A 25,398-nucleotide genomic window follows, 5' to 3' on the forward strand; every position below is an offset into this window, starting at 1 on the left:
CCGTGTGAAAGTAGGTCATCGTCAGGCTCTTACAGCCTAAACGCCCCAGCCTCCAAAAGGTTGGGGCGTTTTTATTTGCGCGACCGATTTGTGAATGAATGTCTTCGGGTTGCGAAATAAAAAAGGCCGGCGAGATCACTCGCCGGCCTTTGACGTTCTGAATGCAGTGGCTTACTTGGCCGTCGGCATCACGAATTCAGCGCCCTTGCCGATGCTCTCGGGCCAGCGCTGCATGATGGACTTCTGCTTGGTGTAGAAGCGCACGCCTTCTTCGCCATAAGCGTGCATGTCGCCGAACAGGCTCTTCTTCCAGCCGCCGAAGCCATGCCAAGCCATGGGCACCGGGATCGGCACGTTGATGCCGACCATGCCGACCTGGATGCGGCGCGCGAACTCGCGCGCCACGTTGCCATCGCGCGTGAAGCAGGCCGTGCCGTTGCCGAACTCGTGCTTGTTGATGAGGTCGACGGCAGCCGCGAGGTCGGGCACGCGCACACAGGCCAGCACCGGGCCGAAGATCTCTTCCTTGTAGATCTTCATTTCGGGCGTGACCTTGTCGAACAGCGTGCCGCCCGTGAAGAAGCCCTGTTCGTGGCCGGCCACCTTGAAGTTGCGGCCGTCCACCAGCAGTTCGGCGCCTTCTTGCACGCCGGTGGCGATGTAGCCCTCGATGCGCTCCAGCGCCTGCTTGGTGACGATGGGGCCCATTTCGGCGTCCAGCTCCATGCCGTTCTTGACGACCAGGGCCTTGGCGCGCTCGGCCAGCTTGGGGATCAGCTTGTCGGCCGCATCGCCGACCAGCACCGCCACCGAGATCGCCATGCAACGCTCGCCTGCCGAGCCGTAACCGGCGCCGACCAGCGCGTCCACGGCCTGGTCGATGTCGGCATCGGGCATCACCACCATGTGGTTCTTGGCGCCGCCCAGGGCTTGCACGCGCTTGCCATGGCGGGCGCCGGTCTCGTAGATGTACTGGGCGATCGGGGTGGAGCCGACGAAGCTGATGGCCTTGACGTCCGGATGCTCGAGCAGCGCGTCCACGGCCAGCTTGTCGCCCTGCACCACGTTGAACACGCCGTCGGGCAGGCCGGCTTCCTTCAGGAGCTTGGCGATGAACAACGAGGGCGAGGGATCACGCTCGCTGGGCTTGAGCACGAAGGTGTTGCCCGCCGCAATGGCGACCGGGAACATCCACATCGGCACCATCACCGGGAAATTGAACGGCGTGATGCCGGCGACCACGCCCAGCGGCTGGCGCAGCGTCCAGTTGTCGATGCCGGTGGAGACCTGGTCGGTGAAGTCGCCCTTGAGCAACTGCGGCACGCCGCAGGCGAACTCGATGATGTCGATGCCGCGCGAAACCTCGCCCTGCGCGTCGGTGAACACCTTGCCGTGCTCTGCCGTGATCATGGCGGCCAGCGCGTCCTTGTGCTGGTTGACCAGCTCGAGGAACTTGAGCAACACGCGCGCACGGCGGATCGGCGGCGTGTCGGCCCAGGCCGGGAAGGCCGCCTGGGCTGCAGCCACGGCGGCGTCCACGTCCGGCTTGGCGGCCAGGCGCAGCCGCCGCGCCTCCGTCCCCAGGGCCGGATTGAACACGGCCTGCGTGCGCTCGCCCACGCCCTGGACGGGCTGGCCGGCGATGAAGTGCGCCACTTCGGCGCTGTCGGTGTAGGCGGGGGTGGCGGGCAGGTCGCGCTTCATGGAATGTCTCGCTGAAAAGGAAGAGAGGCCGCAAGTCTAGGAAGCGCCGTGGCCCATGTACAGGCAATCCGGCTGAACTGATTGTTCGTCGTAGTGAACAATAAGCCCCATGTCTTCCGAAAAAACCGACCAGCTCTGGAGCGCGCTGCACGCACTCGCGGTGCTCGGCGAGCACGGCAGCTTCACGGCGGCGGCCGCGCGCCTGTCCATCAGCAAGGCGGCCATGAGCCAGCGCATCGCCGAGCTCGAGCGCGCGGCGGGCGTGCCGCTGGTCCAGCGCACCACGCGCAGCGTGCGGTTGACCGAGGCCGGGCAGCGCCTGGGCGACGGCACGCGCGGCGCCTTTGCGCAGATCCAGCAGAGCTTCGCCGCGGTGCGCGACCTGGCCGAGGCGCCGCAGGGCCTGTTGCGCGTGACCGCGCCCGTGGCCTTCGCACGCCAGCAACTGGTGCCGCGCTTGCCCGAGTTCCTGCGCGCGCACCCGCAGGTGCGGCTGGAGCTGGACCTGTCCGACCGTTTGCGCCCGCTTGCGGTGGAGGGTTTCGACCTGGCCGTTCGCCACAGCGCCGCGCCGCCCGAGACCCATGTGGCCTGGCTGCTGGCGCACACGCGCTCATTGCTCGTGGCCAGCCGGGCCTACTTGCGCAAACGCGGTGCCCCGGCCGACCCGCAGGCGCTGCACATGCACGACTGCCTGCACTATCCGCGCGCTGGACAGCTCGCGGGCTGGACCCTGCTGCGCGGCGACCAACGCGTCGTCGTGCCCGTGGCCGGCGCTTTTTCCGCCAACAACAGCGAGGCGCTGCGCGATGCGGCGCTGGCCGGCCTGGGCATCGCCCTGGTACCGGACTTCAGTGCCCAGGCCGCGCTGCGCAGCGGCCAGCTGCAGCAGGTGCTGCCCGAGTGGAAGGTCGAGGGCCAGTTCAGCGAGACGCTCCATGCGATCCGGCCCTACGCGCCTTACGTGCCGCGCGCGGTCGAGGCCTTCGTCGCTTATTTGCGTCAGGCCTTCGCCGGGGGCTTCGGCGCCTGAGGTCTGTGTTTTCTCTCAGGTGGCGACGGACGGAGAACTGTGTCACCCTAAGCATCAAACACAGAAACCGCAGCTGCACTGCGGCCTGAACCGCAACACTCCGCTCCGTCTTCTTGACATCGGACGCCCATGCCGGCGGCGCTGCAGCCTCCAGAGCCACCTTCCGCTGACGCGGCGGGCCGGCCTGCCATCACCGCGCTGGACTGGGGTGCTGCGGCCGTTCCCGCCCTGTACAAATGCCTGCGCCCCGGGCGCGATGCCGCTGCGGCGCTGCGCAACGAAGCGCGCATCCTTGGCCTGCTCGAAGGCATCCAAGACGTGCCGCGGTTGTTGGAGGTGGACGATGCAGGCGCGTGGCTGGTCCACACGCGCCTGACCGGCACGCCGCTGGCGCAGGCGGTCGCCGAGCACCGTGGCGATCTCGGCTGGGTCTTGCGCCTTCTGCTGGGCCTGCTGGCGACACTGGAGCAGGTGCACGCGCGCGGCGTGGTGCATGGCCATCTCGGTCCGGCCAAGCTGTTGCTGCTGCAGGACGGCAACGTGGGCCTGCTCGACTTCAGCCGCGCCGTGGTGCAGCAGCACATCGATGCCGGCCTGCCGCCCCGCGGCGATGCCCTGCCGCGCCCCTTTGGCGCGCCGGAGCAGACCGGCCGCATGGCGCGCAGCGTCGACTACCGGGCCGACTACTACGCGCTGGGGGCCGTCGGCTACTGGCTGCTGAGCGGCCAGCCGCCCTTCGTCGAGACCGCGCCGCTGGCCCTGCTGCATGCCGTGCTCACGCGGCCGCCGCCGCCCGTGCACCAGATCGCACCGTGGGTGCCGCCGTCCGTGTCGGCGCTCCTGGACAAGCTGCTGGCCAAGAACCCCGAGGCGCGCTTCCAGTCGGCGCACGGCCTGCGCCAGGACCTGCAGCGCTGCCTGGCCGGTCAGCGCGACTTCACGCCCGGCGCGGACGACCGCCGCGTCCAGCCCACCCGGCCTGCACGCCTGTACGGACGCGAGCAGGCCCTGGCGCAGTTGCGCGCCGCGCTGGCCGACGAGGCCGGCGACGGCCGCGTGGTCTTCGTGCACGGCTACGCGGGTGCCGGCAAATCGACGCTGGTGCGGGCCCTGCAGCCCGACGTCGGCGCGCGGCGCGGCGTGCTGGCTGCCGGCCGGTTCACGCCGGGACGCCACCGCCCGCCCTACGGCGGCCTGGCCGAGGCGCTGGCCGAAGTGGCGGAACATTGGCGCGCCGAGCCCCCGCAGTGGCTGGACCGCATGCGACTGCGCCTGCTCGGGCGCCTGCAGCGCCATGCGGCCCTGCTCGCGCGCACGGTGCCGGCCTTCGCCACGCTGCTGTGGCCCGACAGCCCGCCGCCGGCCGACCCGCCCAGCGACGTGCCCTTGCGCGTGCGCATGGTGCAGGCGCTGGGCGCGCTGTGCGCCACCTTGCACGATGCAGGCACCCCCTGCGTGCTGTTTGTCGACGACCTGCAATGGGCCGATGCCGACGCGCTGGCGGCGCTGGAAGCCATCGCCTGCGAGCACAGCCGCGGTCCCTTGTTGCTGGTATGCGCCTGGCGCGACCACGGCCTGGACCCAGCGCACCCGCTGCCGCCCATGCTGGCGCGCCTGGCCCAGACCGACACCGCCTGCGTGGATCTCGCACTGGGCGGCCTGGCCACTGACGATCTGGCCGCTCTGCTGGCCGACGTGCTCGATGCGGCACCGCAGGCCTTGGCGCCACTGGCCGCCGTGCTGCAGGCCCGGACCGGTGGCAACCCCTTCTTCGTGCTCGACTACCTGCGGCGTCTGTTCGACACCGGCGCGCTGCGCCGCGTGCAGGGCGATTGGCAATGGGACACGCGGGCCGTGCAGGCCCTGCCCAGCTCCGACAACCTCGTCGCGGGCCTGATCGAAGAACTGCACCGCATGCCCGCGGCGGCCCAGGCGCTGGCGGGCGGCTGTGCCTGCCTCGACGGAGCCATCGACACCGCGGTGCTCGCGGCCGCATCCGGCATGCCGCACGCCGCGCTGGAGCAGCAGTTGCTGCCACTGCTGCGCCAGGCCATTGTGTGCAGTCCATCGGGCGCCCGCGGCGATCTGCGTTTCTGCCACGACCGCATGCAAGAAGCTGCGCGGGCCCTGTTGGCACCGGCCGAGCGCGCGCAGTGGCACCTGGCCCTCGCGCGCGCGCTCGCCGGCAGCGATGCAGACGCGGCCGCCCGCCACTACCTCGAGGTGCTGGACGGCCCGCTCGCCGCGGCGCCGCCCGACGAATGGGCGCTGGCCGCCAGCCTGATGTTCCACGCCGGCCGCGGGGCGCTGGGCCAGGGCGCCCATGCGCAGGCGCAGGCCTTGCTGCAGGGCGCGCAGCAGCTCGACACGAGGCTGCCAGCCGACCCGCAGCGCACGCGCGACATCGCCATCGCGCTGCACGCGGCGCTGTTCGCCCAGGCCCGCTACGAGGCGATGGACCCCTTGTTCGACGCCATCGTGCAGCACCTGCAGGCCGAACCGATGGCCGTGCACGCGGCCGTGCTGCTGCACACGCGCGCGCTGTACCTGCGCGGCCGCAATGCCGAATCCATCGCGCTGGCCTTGCACGCGGCCGGCCTGCTGGGGCTGCCGGCACCGGCCGCGCACGCGCGGGCCGCCGCACTCGAGGCCGAGCTCGCCGCGCTGCACGCGCGCATGCAGGCCGAAGGCGATGCGCTGTTCGAAGGCTTGCTGCCGATGGACGACGTGCCGCTGGAGGCCGCCGCCGCGCTGCTGATCGCGGCCCAGCTCAACCCCGTCGACGACGGCCACCAGACCGGGGCCTGGTGCTGCCTGCGGCTGATCCGGCTGGGCTGGGAGCATGGCGCTTTCCTCGGACTGCCCGAAGCCCTGACGGGCGCCTTCACGCCGCTGGCCACCCTGCGCGGCGACTATGCGCTGGGCTGCCGGCTGGGCCGCATCGGCCTGCGGCTGGCGCCCGGCATGTCCGACGAGCGCAGTGCCAGCCGCACGCTGTACCGCTGGGCCAACGTGGTCGCCACCTTCTGCGATCCCCTGCCGGCGCGCTTCGCCCACTACCGGCGCATCGAACAGCTGGCCGAGGCCGTGGGCGACCACGGCACGCGCACTGAGAACCTGGTCTGGGAGCTGTCGGCCACCTTCGACACCGCGCCCGCGCTCGCGCAGATGGACGCGCCGCTGGAGCGCGCCTGGCGGCTGGCGCGCCGGCTGGACGACCGCATGACGTTGGGCAGCTTCGGGCTCTTCGCCTGGCTGCTGGCCCGCGTGCGCGGCGAGACCGATGCGGCGCAGCCCGACGCGCCGGTGCGCGCGCAGATCGCGTCGAGCCCCTATGCGCGCCTGCACGACAGGGTCTACCGCGCAGTGGCCGCGGCGCTGGACGGCGCCTGGGACCAGGTGCTGCAGGAGACGGTGCTCGACGCGCCGCGGCGCATGCTGCCCAACACCTATTTCTACGTGCTCCACCACTGGCTGGGCGGCCTGGCGCTGGGCCGGGCCATGGCCTGTGGCCTCACCGTCCCGGCCGATGCGCCGGCCGAGCTGCAGGCGCGCGCCTGCTGGTTCGACGCGCGCGCCGCCGAGGCGCCCGACAACTTCGCCCACATGGCGCAGCTGCTGCGCGCCGTCCAGGCCTGGGCGCTCGGCGATGTCGCGCAGGCGGTGCGCGGCTTCGAAGCCGCCATCGACGGCGCCGCCCACCGCCCCTGGCACCAGGCCGTGGCCTGCGAACTCGCGGCCGCCTGCAGCCAGGCCCAGGGCCTGGCGCGCGCGGCCGGGCTGTACCAGGCGCTGGCGCGCGAGACCTACGCACGCTGGGGCGCGGCAGCACCGGTGCTGCGGCTGCAGGACGCGCGGGCACCACTGGCCGCGCCGGCGCCGGCGCGCGCGGACGAGGATGGCGGCCTGCAGCGGCTCGACGCCCAGGCCCTGGTGGCGGCCAGCCAGGCGCTGATCGCCGAGCGCGAGCCCGCCACCCTGCTGCGCGTGCTGCTGCGGCTGCTGCGGCAGTACGCCGCGGCCGAGTACGGCGCGCTGACCTGGCGTGAGGACGGGCGCTGGCTGCAGCTGGCCGCCTTCGGCCCGCTGTCCGAAACCGTGGCCGACGCGGGCTGCGCCGCCGATGCCATGGCCTTCGAGCTGCGCATGCCGGCCGCCGTGCAGCGCTACCTCGTGCGCAGCGGCCAGCCGCTGCTGCTGCCCGAGGTGCGCCAGCACCCGCGCCTGGCGCACGATGCCGAGCTGGCCGCGCACGGGGCCCAGGCCATCGCGGCGCTGCCCGTCGTGCTGCGTGGCGAGGTGGCCGGCCTGCTGTACCTGGAGAACCGCGCCGCCGCGGCCACGCTGCGCGAGGACCAGCTGGAGACGCTCGGCCTGCTCTGCGCGCAGTTCGCCGCCGCCTACGACAACGCGCGCTTCTACAGCCGGCTGGAGGCCATGGTCGCCGCGCGCACCGACGAGCTGCGCCAGAGCCAGGCCACGCTGGGCGCGATCCTGCACAACGCGCCCATGCCCATCTTCGTGAAGGACCGCGAGGGCCGCTGCGTCATGCACAACCCCTGCTACGTCACCATGCTGGGGCGGCCCGGCGAGTCGCTGGCAGGCCAGTACTTCAACGACTTCCTGCCCTCCAGCCGCGGCGATCCCAAGGTGCTGGAAAGCGACCGCCGCATCTTCGCCGGCGGCAGCCTGCCGGCCTATGAGATGCATGTTCCCACGCCGGACGGGTCGCGCTATTTCGAGATCCACAAGTTCGGCCTGCCCGACGCCAGCGGCGCCGTGCACGCCGTGTGCGGCATGTCCATCGAAGTCACCGTGCGCAAGGCGGCCGAGGAGCAGCTGCGCCAGGCCAAGGTGGCGGCCGACGCGGCCAACGCGGCCAAGAGCGCCTTCCTGGCCAACATGAGCCACGAGATCCGCACGCCCATGAACGCGGTGATCGGCCTGTCGCACCTGGCGCTCAAGACCGACCTGGATGCGCGCCAGCGCGACTACCTGCACAAGATCCACCGCTCCGGCCAGCACCTGCTGGGCATCCTCAACGACATCCTGGACTTCTCCAAGGTCGAGGCCGGCAAGATGGACATCGAGCAAGGCCCGTTCGAGCTCGACGAGCTGCTGGCCGGCGCCATCAACCTGGTCGCCGACAAGGCCCAGGCCCGGGGCCTGGAACTGGTCTGCGAGCTGCCGGCCGAGCTGCCGCTGAGCCTCACGGGCGATGCGCTGCGGCTGTCGCAGGTGCTCGTCAACTACGCCAACAACGCCGTCAAGTTCACCGAGCGCGGCGAGATCGCGATGTTCGTGCAGGTGCAGGAGCGGCAGGCAGACGCGCTGCTGCTGCGCTTTTCGGTGCGCGACACCGGCATCGGCCTCACGCCCGAGCAGATCGGCCGACTGTTCCAGAGCTTCGAGCAGGCCGACAGCTCCACCACGCGCCAGTACGGCGGCACCGGCCTGGGCCTGGCCATCTGCAAGCGCCTGGCCGAGCTGATGGGCGGCAGCGTCGGCGTGGAGAGCCACAGCGGCCAGGGCTCGACCTTCTGGTTCACGGCCCGCGTCGGCCTGCGCGCACAGCGGCCCGTGGCGCCACCGCACCTGGACCTGCGCGGGCGCCGCGTGCTCGTGGCCGACGACAACGCCTGCGCGGCGCAGCAGCTGCTGCGGCTGCTGCAGCACGAGGGCTTCGCGGCCGAGGCGGTCGACGGCGGCCAGGCCGCCGTGCAGGCCGTGGCCGCCGCGCATGCCGCGGGCCGGCCTTACGACGCCGTGCTGCTGGATGCGCAGATGCCCGGCGTGGATGGCCTGCAGGCTGCCGCGGGCATCGCGGCGCTCGGGCTGCCGGCCATGCCGCGCCTGGCCCTCGCCAGCGCCCAGGGCGGCGATGCCACGGCCGCGGTGCAGCGCGCCGGCATCGGTGTGGTGCTGGGCAAGCCGGTCGCTGCCGCAGCGCTGCGCGCGGCGATGTTGCGCCTGTTCGGCCATGCCGCGCCCGGCGAGGCGGCCGGCGCGGCCCAGGCCGACACCGCCATGGCGGCGCTGGCGCCGGTGCGCGGCGCCCGCATCCTGCTCGTGGAAGACAACGCGCTGAACCAGCAGGTCGCCACCGAGCTGTTGCAGCAGGCCGGCTTCGCGGTGGACGTGGCCGGCGACGGTGCGGTCGGCGTGGCCATGGCCGAGCGCGCGCAGGAGGCCGGCCAGCCTTACGACCTGGTGCTGATGGACATGCAGATGCCCGTCATGGACGGCGTGGCGGCCAGCCGTGCGCTGCGCAGCCGCGACGCGCACGACGCGACACCCATCCTCGCCATGACGGCCAACGCCATGCAGGTGGACCGCGAGCGCTGCGCCGCGGCCGGCATGAACGACTTCGTCGCCAAGCCCATCGAGCCCGAGCAGCTCTGGCAGGCCCTGGCGCGCTGGATCCGGCCGCGGCCCGGACTGCCGGTGGCGCGCGCCGCGCCGGTGCCGGTGCCGGCATCGCCCGGGTCCGGCCTGCCACCGGCCCTGGCCGCCATTGCCGGCCTGGACACGGCCGCGGGCTTGCGCCGCGTCATGGGCCGCGCGCCGCTGTATCTGGAGCTGCTGGGCAAGTTCGCGCGTACGCAGGACCGCGTGCCGGCGCAGATCCGCGCGGCGCTGCAAGCCGGCGACGCCGAACTGGCCCGGCGCCTGGCCCACACGCTGCGCGGACTGGCCGGCAACCTGGGCGCAGAGGCGCTGCAGGCGCTGGCCGCCGAGCTGGAAGGCGCCATCGCCGAAGGTGGCGGCCTGCCGGCGCTGGCGGCTGGACTCGACGCGCTCGCGCGCCTGCTCAACCCACTGGTCGCGGCGCTGCGGACCGCCTTGCCCCAACCCGCGGCCGTCGCTGCGCCCGCAGCGCAGGCCCATGGACGCGACCGGGCGGCCGCCGTGGCCATCGCCACGCAGCTGCAGGTCTTGCTGGAGCAGGGCGACGGCGAGGCCGCGTCGTACTTCGGCGCACACCGCGGCACGCTGGAGGCGGCCATCGGGGCAGCCTGCGCGCCGATCGCGGCAGCGATCGAGGCCTACGACTTCGACGCGGCGGCGCAGGCGCTGGCCGCAGCGCTGCCGCGCTGAGCCTTCAGTCCAGCCAGGTGCGCAGGGCCCGGGTGACCTGAGCGGGCTGCTCCAGCGTGCTCAGGTGGCCGCAATCGGCGAACACTTCGAGCCGCGCACCGGGCACCAGGGCCGCCATCTCCTCGTGCAATGCGGGCGGTGTCAGCAGGTCCTGGGCGCCGCAGGCGATCAAGATCGGGCAGGCCACCTGCGCCAGCGCGGCGCGCGCATCTGGGCGGCCGATGATGGCCTCCTGCTGCCGCGCGAAGGCGTCCACGCCCACGTTCCAGGCCATGCTGCGCACCTGGGCGCGCAGCGCTGCATGCTGCGCCGCCTGCGGCCACACCAGGCGCGGCAGCAGCGCGTCGGCCACCGCGCCCATGCCCTCGGCGCGGCTGCGCACCACCAGTTCGCGGCGCGCGGCGCTGGCGGCGGGCGCATCGGCCAGCGCATTGGTGTCCAGCAAGGCCAGGCGCGTCACGCGCTGCGGTGCCTGGCGCTGCATGGCCATGGCGATGTAGCCGCCCATGGACAGGCCGGCCAGCGCGAAGTGCGCGAACGGGCAGTCCGCCAGGATGGCGCGGGCCAGTGCCTCGATGCTGTCGTGCTGCGTGGGCGCGGGCACCCAGGCGTCGGCGATGCCTGCCAGGCCCGCGATCTGCGGCGCCCAAAGTTGGGCGTCGCAGAGCAGGCCGGGCACGAGGACCAGGGGGAGGGGCGTGGTGGTGGCGTTCATCGCAGCAGTATCGCGCGCTGCACCACCAGGCGCCTCACCCCAGCGTCGGCCGCTGGCGGTGTTGCGTGGCGCTCTCGTAGGCATACGCGTAGGCGAGCAGTTCCGCTTCGCTCCAGAGCTGGCCGACGAACAGCAGGCCGAACGGCGCGCCCGAAGCGTAGTAGCCGGCCGGCACCGTCACGGCAGGCATGCCCGCGATGTTGATCTCGCCGACGGTCGTCTCCTGGATGGTGCCGGTCCGGATGCGGGGCAGTTCCTCCCGCATCTGCGGGAACACCAAGCCGTCGAGCCGGTGCGCGGCGAACACCGTGTCGACGATGCGCAGGTAGGCCGCCTTCAGCGCGATGAAATCCGACAGGTCCGGCGGTGTGGTCGGCGCCGCAAGGCAGGCCTTGAACTGCGGCAGGTTGTGCAGGTAGCTCAACACGCCACCAGGGCCGAAGGCCGACTGCGCGGCCGTGGCCTCGGCGAAGTCCGCGAAGCTCCTGAGCGCCGCGTCCGGGCCCAGGCGCTCCAGGTACTTGTGCAGGTCGTAAGGCACGGACTCCATACCGCGCGCGTCGAAGTTGGGCAGCGGCGTGGTGGGCTGGCGCAGCGCCGCGAAGCCGGTGCCCTGGAACGGGTCTTCCACGAGGATGGCGCCCAGGGACCGCAGTTCGCGCGCTGCGCGGTCGTAGAGTTCCTGCGCCTCGGTGGACAGCGGTTGTGCCCGCCAGCCCGGCCCGTACAGGCCCAGCCGCACGCCCTGCAGCGCGTCCTTGTGCAGCTTGGCGGTGTAGCCCTTCGGCGGGGTCCTGCCCACGCCGGCCAGCGTTTTCGGGTCTTCGGCCGAGTAGCCCGCCAGCACGTCCAGGCACAGCGCGGCATCGCGCACGCAACGTGCAATGGGCCCGACCACGTCGCGGTTGGCCGACAGCGGCATCACGCCCGCGTTGGGTACCAGGCCGATGGTCGGCTTGATGCCCACCAGGTCCTGCGCCGAAGCGGGGTTCTGGATCGAGCCGCCGGTCTCCTCGGCCAGGCCCAGCACCGCCATGCTGGCCCCCACGGCCGCCGCCGTGCCGGCGCTGCTGCCGCCCGGCACGCGGTCGGGCAGCACCACGTTCCGCGTCGGGCCGGCCCAGCTGTCGTCGGCGTGGGTGCCCGTATGGCTCAGCACCGGCACGTTGGTCTTGCCCAGGATCACGGCACCGGCGGCCCGCATGCGCGCGACCACGGGCGCGTCCGTCGCAGGCATCAGGTCCACGCCGCCGCTCTTGCTGTGCAGCAGCGACCAGCCGGCCGTGGTCGGAAAGCCCACCATGTCCATCGGATCCTTCACGACCACGGGCACGCCGGCGAGCGGGCCGAGGGCTTCACCGGCTGCGCGGCGCCGGTCGATGGCGCGGGCGTCGTCCAGCGCCTTGTCGTTCACGAAGACGATGGCGTTGTAGCGTGGGTTGTGGGTCTCGATCTGGCGCAGGCAGGCCTGCGCCAGGCGCTCGGCGGTGAAGGCGCCGGTGCGCAAACCGTCCTGCACCTGTTCCACGGTCAAGGTGGTGAGGTCGATGGCGGTGGCTTGCGATGCGGTCGTGCTCATGGGAACTCCTGGTTGAAGACAATCTCGCCCTTCGCGCGTGCGGCGCCAGGGCGTGGGGTGGGAAATGGCAAGGAAGCTGCGGTTCAGAAGGCCATGTGCCGGTCGACCACCGCATCGGTCAGCGCCGCGATGGGGCCGCTCTCGACGATGGTTCCCTTCTCGAACATCGCGAAGTGGCTGGCCACGCGGCGGGCGAAGTCGATGTTCTGTTCGACCAGCACCATGGTCAGGCCGAACTCGCGGTTCAGCCGCGTGATGGCGGCCTCGATCTCCTCGACCACCGAGGGCTGGATGCCCTCGTTCGGCTCGTCGAGCAGCATCACCTTGGGCTGGGCCGTCAGCGCGCGGGCCAGCGCCAGCTGCTGCTGTTGCCCACCCGACAGCACGCCGCCGGGCCGCTGCAAGTTGGCCGCGAGGTAGGGGAACAGCTCCAGCGCCAGCGGCGGGATCGCGCGCGGGCCGCGGCCCGCGAAGGCGCCCATCAGGATGTTCTGCTGCACGCTGAAGTCCGCGATGATCTCGCGCCCCTGCGGCACGTAGGCGATGCCGGCGCGCGCACGCTGGTGCGTGGGCAGGCCGTCGATGCGCCGGCCCTCCAGCTCAATCGCGCCGGTGGACTGCACCATGCTGCCCATCAGCGTGCGCAGCAGCGTGGTCTTGCCCATGCCGTTGCGTCCGAGGATGGCGGTGACCTGGCCGGCCGGGATGTGCAGGCTCACGTCCTGCAGCGCGTGGCTGCGGCCGTAGTAGCTGTCGACGTGGGTGAGCTTCAGCATGGTGCGGCGATTCCGTGGGAGCCGAGGTACGCCTGGCGCACCTTGGGGTCGCGTTCGATCTCGGCGACGCTGCCTTCGGCCAGCACCTTGCCCAGGTGCAGCACCGTGATGCGCTCGGCGATGTCGCGCACGAAGGCCATGTCGTGTTCCACCACAAGGATGGTCTGGCGCCCGCGCAGGGCCATGAGGATCTGCGCGGTCTTGCGGGTTTCGGCCTGCGTCATGCCGGCCGTTGGCTCGTCGAGCAGGATCACCTGGGGCTTCTGCGCGGTCAGCAGGCCCAGCTCCAGCCATTGCGTCTGGCCGTGGCTGAGGTCGGCGGCCTGGCGGTGCTGCAGGTCTTGCAGGCCCACCAGCGCGAGGATCTCGTCCACGCCGCTTTGCTCCGCACGGCCGAAGCCCCAGCGCAGGTTGCGCAGGATGGAGGGCTCGCGCGTGGCTGCGACGCAGAGGTTCTGCCGCACCGTGAGTTCGCGGAACACGCTGGGGATCTGGAACTTGCGGCCGATGCCCGCACGCGCCACGCGGTACTCCGGCCAATTCGTGATGTCCTTGCCGCGCAGCAGCACCTGGCCCTGCGTGCTGCGCGTCTTGCCCGAGATGAGGTCCATCAGCGTGGTCTTGCCGGCGCCGTTGGCGCCCAGCAGCACGCGCAGCTCGCCCTCGGTGACCTGCAGCGAGACACCGTCCACGGCCCGGAAGCCGCCGAAGCGCACGCCCAGGTTCTTGAGCTCCAAGGCGATCGCCGTCATTGCGCCGCCTCCGTCGCATGGCCACGCCGCTCGAGCAGCCCGTGCACCCAGCCGCCGATGCCCTTGGGCAGGTACAGCACCACGAGCACGAAGGCCAGGCCCACGATCACGCGCCAGGCCTCGACCAGCGCCTGCGTCTCGCTGGCCGTCGATTCCAGCATGTTGATGAGGATGGCGCCCACGCAGGCCCCCAGCAGCGAGCCCCGCCCGCCCACCGCGGCCCACACCACCATGGCGATCGAGAAGGCCAGGTCCATGAAGGTGGGCGAGGCGAACTCGGCCACCAGCACGTAGAGCATGCCGGCCAGGGCCGCGATGCCGGCCGACAGCGCGAAGAAGAAGGTCTGGTAGTGCGCCACGTCGAAGCCCAGGTAGCGCGCGCGCTGCGGGTCGCCCGCCGTGGCGCGCAGGATCAGCCCCGCGCGCGTGGCCAGCAGCAGCCGTGCACCGACCAGCACCAGCGCCAGCGCCGCCGCGATCAGGTAGTAGGTCGCCACGCCGTAGGGGTCGAACGCGAAGCCTCCGACCGTCAGCCAGGCCAGGTCCGACAGGCCGTTGAAGCCGTTCGTGAGCGGCTGCGCATCGACCAGCAGCAGGCGCACCAGCAGCACCAGCGCGAGCGTGATGATGGAGACGAACACGCCCGCGATGCGCTTGCGGAACACCACCAGGCCCAGCAGGAAGGCCACCAGCACCGGCAGCAGCACGCCCATCAGCACGCCGAAGGCCTGGTGGCGGAACGGCGACCACAGGAAGGCCGCGGGGTTGATGCAGCACAGGTCGATCACCGCACCCGGCTCCGCGTTGGACAGCATGAAGTCGGGCACCGGCCCGTTGCCTCCGTGCTGCAGGCTCGCCGGGCTGGCCATCTTCAGCGACATGGCCAGCATGTAGGCGCCGATGCCGAAGAACAGGCCCTGGCCCAGGTTCAAGATGCCGGCATAGCCCCAGCACATGGCGATGGCCACGCCCAGCATGCCGTAGACCAGGTACTTGGCGAGGCGGTTGAGCCAGAAGCCGTCGAGCACCAGCGGCGCCAGCGCCACGAGCGCGAGGAAGAGGGCGTAGGCGGCGACGGTCGCGCGCCGGTCCAGAGTGGAATGCATGGCTCAGCGCCCCTTGAACGAAAAGAGGCCTTGCGGGCGCACGACGATGAGCAGGATCACGAGGCCGAACATCACGGCGCGCGCCACGATGTCGTTGGCCATCGCAGCGACCACGCCGTTGATCTCGCCCAGCCCGATCGCGGTGACCACGGCACCGAGCAGGCTGCCGACACCGCCCGCCACGACCACGAGGAAGCTGTCGACGACCAGCGCCGTGCCCATGTCCGGCGAGACGGTCTTGAAGCCCGCCACCAGCACGCCCGTGATGCCGGCCAGGCCGGCACCGAAGGCGAAGGTCCAGGCGTTCACGCGCTGCACATCGATGCCGCAGGCCGCGGCCATGCGCGGGTTGCGGATGATGGCGCGCACCTGCATGCCCATGCTGGTGCGGTACAGCAGGAACCAGGTGGCCAGCGTCAGCACCACGGTGGCGGCGACGATGAAGGCGCGGTAGGCGTTGACGGACACATCGCCGATCTGCAGCGCGCCCTGCAGCTCGGCCGGCACCGGCATGTTCTGCAGGCCCGGGCCCAGGCCCTGGATGTGGATGCCGAAGAACGACAGCCCGCCCTCCAGCCGCACGGCCTGCTGCACGAGGATGGCCACGCCCCAGGTCGCCAGCAGCGTGTCGCCCAGGCGGCCGTAGAGGCGGCGCACCACGCAGCGTTCGATCAACAGGCCCAGCAGCGCCGTGACCACGAAGGCGATGGGGATGGCCGCGTACAGGCCCCAGCCGAGCCAGATCTGCGTCATCACGGCGGCATAGGCGCCGACCATGACCATCTCGCCGTGGGCCATGTTCACCACGCCCATGGCACCGTAGATGATGACCAGGCCGAGCGAGGCCAGCAGGAGGATCGCGCCCACGCTGAGGCCGATCAGGAGTACATCCGTCATGTAGGGATTCCTTGGAGGGCGCGGCCCACCCCGGCGTGTCGCGCCGTCGGGGGCGGGCCGCAGGGGCTGCTCAGACCTTGACCTGCGCTGCGCCCTTGCGCGTGCACATCAGGTTGGCGTCGGTCTCGCCGTAGGCGAAGTAGGGCAGCGGGCGGATCGGCTGGGCGCCGGCGTCCACCACCTTGGCCTGGCCGTCGGCCTGCCACTGGCCGATGCGCGGCGTCATCCAGACGTGCAGGCTCTCGGGGTCGATGCGCACCTTGCCGCCCGGGGCGTCGTAGCTCTGGCCGCCGATGTTGGCGCGGATGGCATCGGCCGTCGCCGACTTGCCGGCCTCCACCGCCTGCTTCCAGAGGAACACCTGGAAGTAGGCCGCCTCCAGCGAGTGGTAGGTCACGGCCTTGGGGTCGTTCACGAACTTGCGGTAGCGCTCGATGAAGGACTTGTTGGCCGGCGTGTCGATGGACATGAAGTAGGGCACCGAGATGTAGCTGCCGGCCGCGTACTCGGCCCCCATGGCGGCGACCTCGATCTCGCTGGTCACCGTGGCGCAGATCGGCACCGCGGCCTGCGACATGCCCTGGTTCTTGTACTCGCGGTAGAAGGCCACGAGCGAGTCGCCGACCACGTTGGACAGCACCACGTCCGCGCCCGATTCCTTGATCTTGCGGACCATGCTGGCCCATTCGGAGTGGCCCAGTTCCAGGTACTCGTCGGCCACCCAGGTGGCGCCGGCGGCTTCGATCAGCTTCTTGCTGACCTTGGACATCTCGCGTGGGTAGACGTAGTTGGAGCCGACGATGAAGAACTTCTTCTTGCCCAGCTTCTGCACGATCCACGGGATGTAGTTGCCCAGCTGCTGGTTGGCCACGGCGCCGCTGTAGACCACGTCCTTGGAGCACTCGAAGCCTTCATAGTGCGTCTGGTAGAACAGCATGGCGTTGCGGCGCTCGAACACCGGCAGCACGGCCTTGCGGCTCGCGGAGGTGTGGCAGCCGAAGACGGTCTCGATGCGGTCGCGCGTGACCAGCTTGGAGGCCTTCTCGTTGAAGGTCTTGGGGTCGGAGGCGCCGTCCTCCAGCACCACCTCGACCTGCCGGCCCAGCACGCCGCCTGCGGCGTTGATCTCCGACACTGCCAGGCGCACGGCGTTGGCCAGCATCTTCTCGACGATGGACAGGCCACCGGTCTGCGAGTAGAGCGCGCCGACCTTGAGGCTGTCGGCGGCGAGGGCCGAGCGCATCCATGCGGGGGAGGCGACGGCGGCGGCCGAGGCGGCGGAAGAGACGAGAAGGCGGCGACGAGTGGAAGTCAGCATGGCGGAACCCTTAAGACGTTCGGCAGCGCGGCATGCGCTGCCCGTGGTGGAAAAACCCGTTTCAAGCGAAACCAGCCGACGGCACTGTCGAGCGCAGGCAAAAAAAAACCCACGCCGCAGCGTGGGCTGCGATGTGGGCTTCATTGCCAGGGTCCAGACAACACACATGGTTGCCGGGATGAACCGCACCAGGCCTGACGGATCAAGGGGGGTGCGGCCGCCGCATCTGCGAATTTCGCCGATGCAACGTTCGGAATCTTATATGCATCAGCCCGCGCTGTGCAACAAAGTTTCCATGTTGATGATGGAGCTGGCGATCTGCTCCATCGACAGCCGCTTGGCCATGGCCTGCGCGCGGATGGCCTGATAGGCATCGCCCTCGCTGATGCCCTTGGACGCCATCAGGATGGTCTTGGCGCGGCTCATGGCCTGGTCGCTCGCGATCTTGCGGCGCAGCTTGCGGTTCTCCTTGAGCAGGGTCTGCCGCTCGGCCCAGATGCTGCGTGCCGCCACCAGGCTGGCCAGCAGGCCGAAGGGCTTGATGGGCTTTTGCACGACGGCGAAGGCGCCGCTCTCCAGCACCAGCTGCAGCGTGGTCGGGTCCTCGTAGTTGACGATCGCAATCACGGTCGGCTCGGGCTTGGCCAGCGACTTCAGCAGCACTTCCGTGGCATGCCGCCCTTCGCCCTCGATGAGCAGGAACAGCACGTCGGCGTTCGCGGCCAGCGCCTCGGGCACCGGCCAGACCATGCTGACCATGCAACCCACGCGGCGCAGGTGGCTGACCAGCGCATCGCCTTCCTCGTCCGGTGGATGGACCACGACGACCTTCAACTCCGGCAGTTGGCGCAGCAACGAGATGGGCATGCGTGACTCCCGATCACTCCAGGCGGCCCGCGAGCGGGTCGAACCGGCTCTCGTACATGTAGGGGTCCGGCTTGACGCGGACCTCCGGGTCGTCGACGACGCGGAACTGGCCGCTGTCGTCGACCCGGGCCACGCGTGGCCACAGGTAGGTGTGGTGGTTCTCCTTGTCGATGCGCACGCGGCCCTGCGGCGCATCGAACTCGTGCTCGTGCAGGTGCGGCAGCATCGCGTCGAGCCGGTCGTCGCCAGCGCGCTCCAGCGTCTGCGCGTACAGCTTGACCTGGAAGTAGGCCGCCTCGGCGTTGGCGGTGATCGGCAGATCGGCCCCGAAGCGCTTGCGCCAGGCGGCGACGAACCTGAGGTTGGCCGGCGTCTGCAGCGTCGAGAAGTAGGGCGCGGCCGTGATGCTGCCGCGCGCCGCTTCCACCGACATCTGCGCGATCTCGGCCTCCTGCGTGGACTGGCTCGCGATCGGGTGCGTACGCTGGTCGTAGCCGGCCTCGCGGTAGGCGGTGTAGAAGCGCGCGATGCCGTCGCCCACCACGGTGGAGTAGATCGCGTCCGGCCGCGCAGCCTGGATGCGGCGCAGCACCTTGGCCATGTCGATGTCGGCCACGCGCAGCGGCACGTACATCTCGTCCAGGACCTCGCCGCCGGCCTGGCGGAACAGGTCCGCGATGATGCGGTTGGACTCGTAGGGGTAGACGTAGTCCGAGCCGATCAGGAACAGCCGCTTGCCGAAGTGGCGTGTCAGGTAGCGCACCAGCTGCACCGAGTTCTGGTTGGGCGCCGCGCCGGTGTAGACGCAATTGGGCGAGTACTCGAAGCCTTCGTACAGCGTGGGATAGAACAGCAGCGCACGGTGCGCCTCGACCACCGGAAGCAGCGCCTTGCGCGTGCTCGACATGTGCCCGCCGAAGACCACGCGCACGCCGTCCTGGTCGCACAGTTGCTTGGCCAGTTCGCCGTAGCGCTTGGGGCGCGATTCGGGGTCGTGCAGCACCGGTTCGATCGGGCGGCCGAGCACACCGCCTTCGGCGTTGATCTCTTCGATGGCCAGCAGGGTGGCGGCCTGCTGCGTGCGCTCCACCGCAGCGGTCACCCCGGTGGTGGAGAACAGGACGCCGACGCGCCAGGTTCGTTCTGTGGGTGTGCTCACGTGCTGCTCTCCAAATGAAAAAAGCTCCCAACGGCCACGCGGTGGGCCGTTGGGAGCTTCACTGCTCCGAAGTCATGGGGGACGGGCGCTGCGGCACCGCGGTCCGGCGCCACTGTAACAGCGTCACGGGGAAAACCCGAAGCCCTCCGTCGGACCATCGGCGGCGCCCCACACCTGCTCCAACGCCCGCCATGCCGCCTGCACCACCGCATCGCCCTGCCGTGGGGCCAGGCACACGAACTGCAGCTCGCAGGGAATGCGCACCCGGTCGGCCACGGCCAGGCCGTGCGTCTGGCTCTCGCGGATGGCGATCGCGTCGCGCACCAGCGACAGGCCCACGCCCGACTTGATGAGGTCCAGCATCGAGGCCTCTTGGTCCACCAGTGCCGCGCGCCGTGGCGCCAGGCCGCGCGGGCCGAACACGCCCTGCAGCAGCCGGTGGTGGGCCGATTCGGGCGGTGTTTCCAGCCAGGGCAGGGTGGCGAGCGCCTCCCAGTCGCGCCCGGCCACCTGCGGCCCCCAGCCGGCGGGCGCCACCACGCGGTAGTCGAAGCGCGTGAGCGTGCGCCCGGCCAACTGCAGCGCCTGGGTCGCGGCCAGGCTGGGGCTCAGGTAGAAGCACACGTCGAGCTGCCCCTGCTGCAGCTGCGCCAGCACGCTGCCGCTGATGCCGTGGCGCAACTCGGTCGCGATCTGCGGCGCCGAGCGCACCAGCGCTCCCAGCCAGTCGCCCAGCCGCAGGAAGGACGGGTCGAGGATGGTGCCGATGCGCAGCAGGCCGCGCGCGCTGCCGTGCAGCCGTTCCACGCCGCGCGCGAAGTCCTCGGCCGCGGCCAACGTGCGCTCGGCCAGCTGCAGCAGCGCCGCGCCATCGGCCGACAGCGCCATGCCGTGGGCGGCGCGCTGGAACAGCTCCAGCCCGCTGGCCTCGGACAGCTTCTTGAGCTGCAGGCTCAGCGCCGGCTGCGTGCGGTGCAGCTGGGCGGCGGCACGCGAGACGCTGCCTTCGCGCGCAACGGCGACGAAGGCGCGCAGCAGGTGCAGGTCGAGCAGGGCAGGGTTCATATTTGTGCCGCTTATACCAGTAGGGGTCAGAACTCATTGGCGGCGCTCGTGTGCGCAAGCGACACTCGCGCCCCCAGGGAGACACCAGCATGAGCGGCAGCAATACCTTCGACCACATCGTCATCGGCGCGGGCACGGCCGGCAGCCTGATGGCCAACCGCCTGAGCCAGGACCCGTTGCGCCGCGTGCTGCTGATCGAGGCCGGCGGCCGCGACGACTACCACTGGATCCACATCCCGGTGGGTTACCTCTACTGCATCGGCAACCCGCGCACCGACTGGCTCTACCAGACCGAGCCCGATGCGGGCCTCAACGGCCGCACGCTGCGCTACCCGCGCGGCAAGACGCTGGGCGGCTGCTCGTCCATCAACGGCATGATCTACATGCGCGGCCAGGCGCGCGACTACGCGGGCTGGGCCGAGGCCACGGGCGACGCCACCTGGCGCTGGGACAACGTGCTGCCGGCCTTCAAGCAGCACGAGGACCACTACCTGGGTGCGGATGACATGCACGGCGCCGGCGGCGAGTGGCGCGTGGAAAAGCAGCGCCTGCGCTGGGACATCCTGGACGCCTTCGCGCAGGCCGCGCAGCAGGCCGGCGTGCCGCACAGCACGGACTTCAACCGCGGCGACAACGAGGGCGTGGGCTACTTCCAGGTCAACCAGAAGAGCGGCTGGCGCTGGAACACGGCCAAGGCCTTCCTGCGCCCGACCTGCTACGGCCGCCCCAACTTCGAGCTGTGGACCGGCGGCCAGGTCGCGCGCCTGCTGCTCGAGCGCCAGGCCGACGGCGGCCTGCGCTGCACCGGTGCCGAGGTCTGGACCGGCGGCGAACTGGTGACGGTGCGTGCCACGCGCGAGGTGCTGCTGTGCGCTGGCGCGATCGGCTCGCCGCAGTTGCTGCAGCTGTCGGGCATCGGCCCCGGTGCGCTGCTGCAGCAGCACGGCATCGCGGTGCAGGCCGACCTGCCCGGCGTGGGCGAGAACCTGCAGGACCACCTGCAGATCCGCGCCGTCTACAAGATCTCCGGTGCCCCGACCCTCAACGTGCTGGCCTCCTCTCTCGCAGGCAAGGCCCGCATCGGCCTGCAGTACCTGCTTTCGCGCAGCGGGCCCATGAGCATGGCGCCCTCGCAACTGGGCGCGTTCACGCGCAGCGATCCGGGCCGCCCGCATGCCAACATCCAGTACCACGTGCAGCCGCTCTCGCTGGACGCCTTCGGCGAGCCGCTGCACAGCTTCCCGGCCTTCACCGCGAGCGTGTGCAACCTCAACCCCACGAGCCGCGGCAGCGTGCGCATCCGGAGCCCGCGCTTCGGCGACGCACCGGCCATCGCGCCCAACTACCTGAGCACCGACGCCGACCGGCAGGTCGCCGCGGATTCGCTGCGCGTGACGCGCCGCATCGCGGCCCAGCCCGCCTTGGCACCGTTCAAGCCCGAGGAATACAAGCCCGGCCCGCAGTACCAGAGCGACGAAGACCTCGCGCGCCTGGCCGGCGACATCGCCACCACCATCTTCCACCCCGTGGGCACCACGGCCATGGGCCGCGACGGTGACAGCAAGGCCGTGCTCGACAGCCGCATGCGGGTGCGCGATGGGCGGGGTGGCCGCATCGCGGGGCTGCGCGTGGTCGATGCCGGCGCCATGCCCACCATCACCAGCGGCAACACCAACAGCCCCACGCTCATGATGGCCGAGAAGGCCGCGGCCTGGGTGCTGGAAGAAGCGCGCGGCTGAGCTACGCCGCTCAGCGCTGCGTCAGCAGCGCGGCGAACATCGCCGTGCCGATCACGCCATGCACCTGCGTGGTCGGGTGCATCGCGTCCCAGAACAGGAAGGGCGGCATGAAGGCCGGCTGCGTCACGTCCACGCAGGTGGCCGGGTTGGTGAACAGGCAGGTGGCCGCGCCCTTGCCCGGGGCCAGGAACTCGGCGGCCGGCACGTCGTCGATGATGAGGCCGGTGGAGAGCATGGTCGCGCCGAGCTTGTACACGTCCACGGTCACGATGCGCGCGCCGCGCAGTTCGCGTGCGAGGTTGGCCAGTGCGGTCTTGAGCTGCGCGTTGTGCTGCTGGCTCAGCGCCGTGAACTGCGGGCCGGCGTTCTGCGCCACGGCGAAGGGCGTGATGCCCATGTCGGCCAGGTTGGGCACGATGAAGTCGCGCGCGCCGGCCACGTACAGGCCGCGGATCGCGGTGGTCACGTTGGCCACCACCGTGTAGGGGTCGCTCGTGAGCATCTGCAGATAGTCGTTGGAGCCGCTCCAGACCATGTACAGCGCGTTGTCGGGCGCCTTGCGCCCATTCAGCGCGGTCGTGAACTGGCCGACCTGGCCCAGCAGGCCGGGCACCGTGAAGCCCATGGGCGTGGGCGTGGACACGCCCGAGGCCGAGCCGCCGAAGGCGAAGCTCAGGGCCGGCTTGGTGCTCAGCGTGGGATCGGTCACCGAAGGCGAGAGCTCGGCGTTGTTCTTGCGCGCCATCAGGCGCCACAGGTACTCGGCCGCCACGGGGCCGTTGCTGAAGCGGCCCTGCCAGTAGGTGGCGTAAGGCGTGGCCGAGGGTGGGATCGCGGGCGTCATGCCCATGCTGCCGCTGACGATGTAGTCGTTGCCGGTATCCGACAGGCTGTCGCCGAACACGTAGAAGCCAGGGTAGCTGACCTTGCCGGCCCAGGCGGCTGGCAACAGCGTCAGACACAGGGCAAGGCAGAGCAGGCGCCACAGCGTGCGCAGTCGGTTCGCGAACATGGTTTCCTCCCAGGGGATCGGGTATCGAGGAGGGCATCTTACGTAACGAGATGCCAGATTCGGTATGGAAACTCAACGAATGTGTAACGGCGGTTGCCTGGATTGGAAGACGGATCCCATGCCGATCCGTTCGGAGACATATCGTTTCTCAATTTTTGTGCATTGAAATGCGATACCTGTGAGGTATCCTCCGCAGGATGTCCGCCCGCCCCGACACCTTGTTCATCCAATCGCTCGCCAAGGGCATGAAGGTCCTGGAGTGCTTTGCCGAACACCCCGCGCCGCTGAGCCTCAACGAGATCGCCGAGTACTGCGAGATGGACCGCAGCGCGGCCCAGCGCATGACCTACACGCTGGTCACGTTGGGCTACCTGGAGCGCGGCGTGAGCGGTCGCGGCTTCATGCCGGGCAAGAAGATCCTCGAGCGCACCTTCGACTACCTGCGCAGCGTGCCCTTGCTGGAGCGCGCCACGCCGCTGATCGTGGACGTGCAGCGCGAATCGGGCGAGCGTGTGGAGCTGAGCCTGTTCGATGACCTGACCATCATCTTCGCGCTGCGCCGCCAGACCAAGCGCCAGACCTACACCACCACGCTGATCGGCCGCCGGCTGGCCACCGTACACACCGCCAGCGGCCGCGCCATCATGTCGCACCTGCCTGCGGACGAGGTCGACAGCATCCTCGCGCGCAGCCAGTCCAAGCCGCTGACCACGCGCACCATCACCGATGCCGACCGCATCCGCGCGCTGGTGGCGCAGGCCGCGGCCGATGGTTATGCGGTGGCCTCCGAAGAGAGCATGCTGGGCGAGATCAACCTGGCCAGCGCCGTGCTGGACCACGAGGGCCGGCCCATCGCCGCGATCGACATCTCGGGCTCGCTGGCCGACTGGGACGCCGAGGCCTTCGCCAAGCGCTTTGCGCCCATGCTGATGGGCGCGACCAAGGCGCTGAGCGGCAAGGCCGGGCTGTCCTGAGCGCGCGCGGCTCCAGCAGCGCAGAAACCGTCGACGGCCCGAAACCTCCGCCTCGGGCCCGGTGGCGGAAATGACCGCGCATTTGTCATTTACGCCAGCCCGTCCCCTTCCCACAATGGCAGCTTTCTCGCAAGGGCCGGCTCGCCATGAACCCCATCCCATTCGACCTGCTGATTCGCGGCGGCACGGTGATCGACGGCACCAGGCGCCCGCGCTTCGCGGCCGACGTCGGTGTGCGGCAAGGGCGCATCGCCGCCGTCGGTGACCTGTCGGCCGCAGCGGCCGACACCGTGATCGACGCCGCCGGCCGCATCGTCGCGCCGGGCTTCATCGATTCGCACACGCACGACGACCAGGCCGTGCTCTCGCAGCCGGCCATGCCCTTCAAGGTCTCGCAGGGCGTGACGACGGTGGTCACGGGCAACTGCGGCGTGAGCGCCGCGCCGCTGCGCGACGGCATGGACCTGCCGATGCCGCTGAACCTCATCGACGCGCCGGCGCAGGGCCGCTTCACCAGCTTCGCCGCGTACCTGGCCGCGCTGCGCGCCACGCCGTCCGCGGTGAACGTGGCCGCACTGGTGGGGCATTCGACGCTGCGCGGCGTGGCCATGGACAGCCTCGACCGGCCGGCCAGCGCCGCCGAGATCGCCACCATGCGTGCCCATGTGGAAGAGGCCATGGCGGCCGGCGCCATCGGCCTGTCCACCGGCACCTTCTACGCCACCGCCGCGCACGCGAGCACCGACGAGATCATCGCCGTGGGCCGCCCGCTGAGCGGGCGCAGCGCGGTCTACGTGACGCACCTGCGCGACGAGGCCGACCGGATCGTGGAAGCGCTGGGGGAGTCCTTCGCCATCGGCCGCGCGCTGGGCGTTCCCGTGGTGCTGTCGCACCACAAGGCCATGCACACGCCCAACTTCGGCAAGACCCAGCGCACGCTGCCGCTGATCCGCGAGGCCATGCGGCACCAGTGCGTGGCGCTCGACTGCTACCCCTACACGGCCGGCTCCACCATGATCCGCACCGACCGCGGCATGCTGGACAACCGCGTGCTGATCGCGAGCTCCGAGCCGCACCCCGAATGTGCCGGCCGCGACCTGGCCGACATCGCCGCCGAATGGGACGTGCCCAAGGAGGAAGCCGCGCGCCGCCTGCAGCCCGGCAGCGCCATCTACTTCATGATGGACGAGGACGACGTGCAGCGCGTGCTGGCCTTCGACGAGACCATGATCGGCTCCGACGGCATCCCGCTGGGCGACAAGCCGCACCCGCGCCTGTGGGGCACCTTCCCGCGCGTGCTGGGCCACTACAGCCGCGACATCGGCCTGTTCCCGCTCGAGACCGCGGTGTGGAAGATGACCGGCCTGACCGCGCGCAACTTCGGCCTGCAGGGCCGCGGCACGCTGCAGGAGGGCCAGCATGCCGACATCGTGGTCTTCGATGCGGCCACCGTCCGCGACGCCGCCAGCTACGAGGCGCCGACGCGGGCCGCCGAGGGCATCGATGCCGTGGTCGTCAACGGCACCATCGCCTGGCAGCACGGTGCGCACACGGGTGCGCGCAGCGGCCAGGTCATCACGCGGCAGGACCCGCGCGCCGCGTGA

General features: G+C 70.8%; 17 protein-coding genes. 5 read left to right on the forward strand and 12 right to left on the reverse strand.

Annotated features, from left to right (window positions below):
• Nucleotides 1-171: 171 nt before the first annotated feature.
• Entirely contained in the window at nucleotides 172-1,704 is a 1,533-nt protein-coding gene (locus IE209_RS28375; RefSeq protein ID WP_189690243.1) for a CoA-acylating methylmalonate-semialdehyde dehydrogenase, read from the reverse strand.
• A 109-nt stretch (nucleotides 1,705-1,813) separates the two neighbouring features.
• Here IE209_RS28375 and IE209_RS28380 point away from each other — a divergent pair, with 109 nt between their 5' ends.
• A complete protein-coding gene (locus tag IE209_RS28380) occupies nucleotides 1,814-2,737 on the forward strand; it encodes a LysR family transcriptional regulator (protein ID WP_189690244.1) in 924 nt (307 codons plus the stop codon).
• 129 nt (nucleotides 2,738-2,866) lie between these two features.
• Nucleotides 2,867-9,835 (forward strand): response regulator, encoded by a 6,969-nt coding sequence (locus IE209_RS28385; protein ID WP_189690245.1) that lies wholly within the window; start codon nucleotides 2,867-2,869, stop codon nucleotides 9,833-9,835.
• 4 nt (nucleotides 9,836-9,839) lie between these two features.
• On the opposite strand, the gene IE209_RS28390 is transcribed toward IE209_RS28385, so the two are convergent.
• The 10 genes from IE209_RS28390 to IE209_RS28435 all read right to left on the reverse strand — a co-directional run bounded on the left by IE209_RS28390 (nucleotide 9,840) and on the right by IE209_RS28435 (nucleotide 20,069).
• Nucleotides 9,840-10,550 (reverse strand): alpha/beta fold hydrolase, encoded by a 711-nt coding sequence (locus IE209_RS28390; RefSeq protein ID WP_189690246.1) that lies wholly within the window; start codon nucleotides 10,548-10,550, stop codon nucleotides 9,840-9,842.
• A gap of 34 nt (nucleotides 10,551-10,584) precedes the next feature.
• Complete coding sequence (locus tag IE209_RS28395) at nucleotides 10,585-12,129, reverse strand: amidase (RefSeq protein ID WP_189690247.1); 1,545 nt, start codon at nucleotides 12,127-12,129, stop codon at nucleotides 10,585-10,587.
• 83 nt (nucleotides 12,130-12,212) lie between these two features.
• Nucleotides 12,213-12,905 carry an urea ABC transporter ATP-binding subunit UrtE gene (gene urtE, locus IE209_RS28400; protein ID WP_189690248.1) on the reverse strand — a complete coding sequence of 231 codons (693 nt, stop codon included), beginning with the start codon at nucleotides 12,903-12,905 and terminating at the stop codon, nucleotides 12,213-12,215.
• A complete protein-coding gene (gene urtD / locus IE209_RS28405) occupies nucleotides 12,899-13,657 on the reverse strand; it encodes an urea ABC transporter ATP-binding protein UrtD (RefSeq protein WP_189690249.1) in 759 nt (252 codons plus the stop codon). Before urtD ends, urtE begins: the two co-directional genes overlap by 7 nt.
• Nucleotides 13,654-14,763, reverse strand: a complete 1,110-nt coding sequence (gene urtC / locus IE209_RS28410; RefSeq protein ID WP_189690250.1) for an urea ABC transporter permease subunit UrtC — start codon at nucleotides 14,761-14,763, stop codon at nucleotides 13,654-13,656. The genes urtD and urtC overlap by 4 nt, the downstream gene beginning before the upstream one ends.
• A gap of 3 nt (nucleotides 14,764-14,766) precedes the next feature.
• A complete protein-coding gene (urtB, locus tag IE209_RS28415) occupies nucleotides 14,767-15,660 on the reverse strand; it encodes an urea ABC transporter permease subunit UrtB (protein ID WP_189690251.1) in 894 nt (297 codons plus the stop codon).
• Between the two features lie 70 nt (nucleotides 15,661-15,730).
• Entirely contained in the window at nucleotides 15,731-16,978 is a 1,248-nt protein-coding gene (locus IE209_RS28420; protein WP_229883099.1) for a transporter substrate-binding domain-containing protein, read from the reverse strand.
• A 267-nt stretch (nucleotides 16,979-17,245) separates the two neighbouring features.
• The gene (locus tag IE209_RS28425; protein ID WP_189690252.1) at nucleotides 17,246-17,845 is read right to left on the reverse strand and encodes an ANTAR domain-containing response regulator; all 600 of its coding nucleotides are present in this window, start codon (nucleotides 17,843-17,845) and stop codon (nucleotides 17,246-17,248) included.
• A 13-nt stretch (nucleotides 17,846-17,858) separates the two neighbouring features.
• Entirely contained in the window at nucleotides 17,859-19,004 is a 1,146-nt protein-coding gene (locus IE209_RS28430; protein ID WP_189690253.1) for a transporter substrate-binding domain-containing protein, read from the reverse strand.
• Nucleotides 19,005-19,127: 123 nt separating this feature from the next.
• The gene (locus IE209_RS28435) at nucleotides 19,128-20,069 is read right to left on the reverse strand and encodes a LysR family transcriptional regulator (RefSeq protein ID WP_189690254.1); all 942 of its coding nucleotides are present in this window, start codon (nucleotides 20,067-20,069) and stop codon (nucleotides 19,128-19,130) included.
• A gap of 89 nt (nucleotides 20,070-20,158) precedes the next feature.
• On the opposite strand from IE209_RS28435, the gene IE209_RS28440 reads away from it, so the two are divergent.
• Nucleotides 20,159-21,808: a GMC family oxidoreductase gene (locus IE209_RS28440; protein ID WP_189690255.1), complete on the forward strand. Its 1,650-nt coding sequence runs from the start codon at nucleotides 20,159-20,161 to the stop codon at nucleotides 21,806-21,808.
• A gap of 10 nt (nucleotides 21,809-21,818) precedes the next feature.
• Here IE209_RS28440 and IE209_RS28445 read toward each other — a convergent pair whose 3' ends face one another.
• Nucleotides 21,819-22,820 carry an SGNH/GDSL hydrolase family protein gene (locus tag IE209_RS28445; RefSeq protein WP_189690256.1) on the reverse strand — a complete coding sequence of 334 codons (1,002 nt, stop codon included), beginning with the start codon at nucleotides 22,818-22,820 and terminating at the stop codon, nucleotides 21,819-21,821.
• 197 nt (nucleotides 22,821-23,017) lie between these two features.
• Between IE209_RS28445 and IE209_RS28450 the strand changes: the two genes are divergently transcribed.
• Nucleotides 23,018-23,794, forward strand: a complete 777-nt coding sequence (locus IE209_RS28450) for an IclR family transcriptional regulator (protein ID WP_189690257.1) — start codon at nucleotides 23,018-23,020, stop codon at nucleotides 23,792-23,794.
• Between the two features lie 146 nt (nucleotides 23,795-23,940).
• Complete coding sequence (locus tag IE209_RS28455; protein ID WP_189690258.1) at nucleotides 23,941-25,398, forward strand: N-acyl-D-amino-acid deacylase family protein; 1,458 nt, start codon at nucleotides 23,941-23,943, stop codon at nucleotides 25,396-25,398.

The organism is Pseudorhodoferax aquiterrae, assembly GCF_014652235.1.
Taxonomy (GTDB): domain Bacteria; phylum Pseudomonadota; class Gammaproteobacteria; order Burkholderiales; family Burkholderiaceae_C; genus Pseudorhodoferax; species Pseudorhodoferax aquiterrae.

Bases quoted from the DNA above. Each gene is read 5' to 3' on its own strand.
- IE209_RS28375 (WP_189690243.1), bottom strand. From the start codon at position 1,704: ATGAAGCGCGACCTGCCCGCCACCCCCGCCTACACCGACAGCGCCGAA.
- IE209_RS28380 (WP_189690244.1), top strand. From the start codon at position 1,814: ATGTCTTCCGAAAAAACCGACCAGCTCTGGAGCGCGCTGCACGCACTC.
- IE209_RS28385 (WP_189690245.1), top strand. From the start codon at position 2,867: ATGCCGGCGGCGCTGCAGCCTCCAGAGCCACCTTCCGCTGACGCGGCG.
- IE209_RS28390 (WP_189690246.1), bottom strand. From the start codon at position 10,550: ATGAACGCCACCACCACGCCCCTCCCCCTGGTCCTCGTGCCCGGCCTG.
- IE209_RS28395 (WP_189690247.1), bottom strand. From the start codon at position 12,129: ATGAGCACGACCGCATCGCAAGCCACCGCCATCGACCTCACCACCTTG.
- urtE (WP_189690248.1), bottom strand. From the start codon at position 12,905: ATGCTGAAGCTCACCCACGTCGACAGCTACTACGGCCGCAGCCACGCG.
- urtD (WP_189690249.1), bottom strand. From the start codon at position 13,657: ATGACGGCGATCGCCTTGGAGCTCAAGAACCTGGGCGTGCGCTTCGGC.
- urtC (WP_189690250.1), bottom strand. From the start codon at position 14,763: ATGCATTCCACTCTGGACCGGCGCGCGACCGTCGCCGCCTACGCCCTC.
- urtB (WP_189690251.1), bottom strand. From the start codon at position 15,660: ATGACGGATGTACTCCTGATCGGCCTCAGCGTGGGCGCGATCCTCCTG.
- IE209_RS28420 (WP_229883099.1), bottom strand. From the start codon at position 16,978: ATGCTGACTTCCACTCGTCGCCGCCTTCTCGTCTCTTCCGCCGCCTCG.
- IE209_RS28425 (WP_189690252.1), bottom strand. From the start codon at position 17,845: ATGCCCATCTCGTTGCTGCGCCAACTGCCGGAGTTGAAGGTCGTCGTG.
- IE209_RS28435 (WP_189690254.1), bottom strand. From the start codon at position 20,069: ATGAACCCTGCCCTGCTCGACCTGCACCTGCTGCGCGCCTTCGTCGCC.
- IE209_RS28440 (WP_189690255.1), top strand. From the start codon at position 20,159: ATGAGCGGCAGCAATACCTTCGACCACATCGTCATCGGCGCGGGCACG.
- IE209_RS28445 (WP_189690256.1), bottom strand. From the start codon at position 22,820: ATGTTCGCGAACCGACTGCGCACGCTGTGGCGCCTGCTCTGCCTTGCC.
- IE209_RS28450 (WP_189690257.1), top strand. From the start codon at position 23,018: ATGTCCGCCCGCCCCGACACCTTGTTCATCCAATCGCTCGCCAAGGGC.
- IE209_RS28455 (WP_189690258.1), top strand. From the start codon at position 23,941: ATGAACCCCATCCCATTCGACCTGCTGATTCGCGGCGGCACGGTGATC.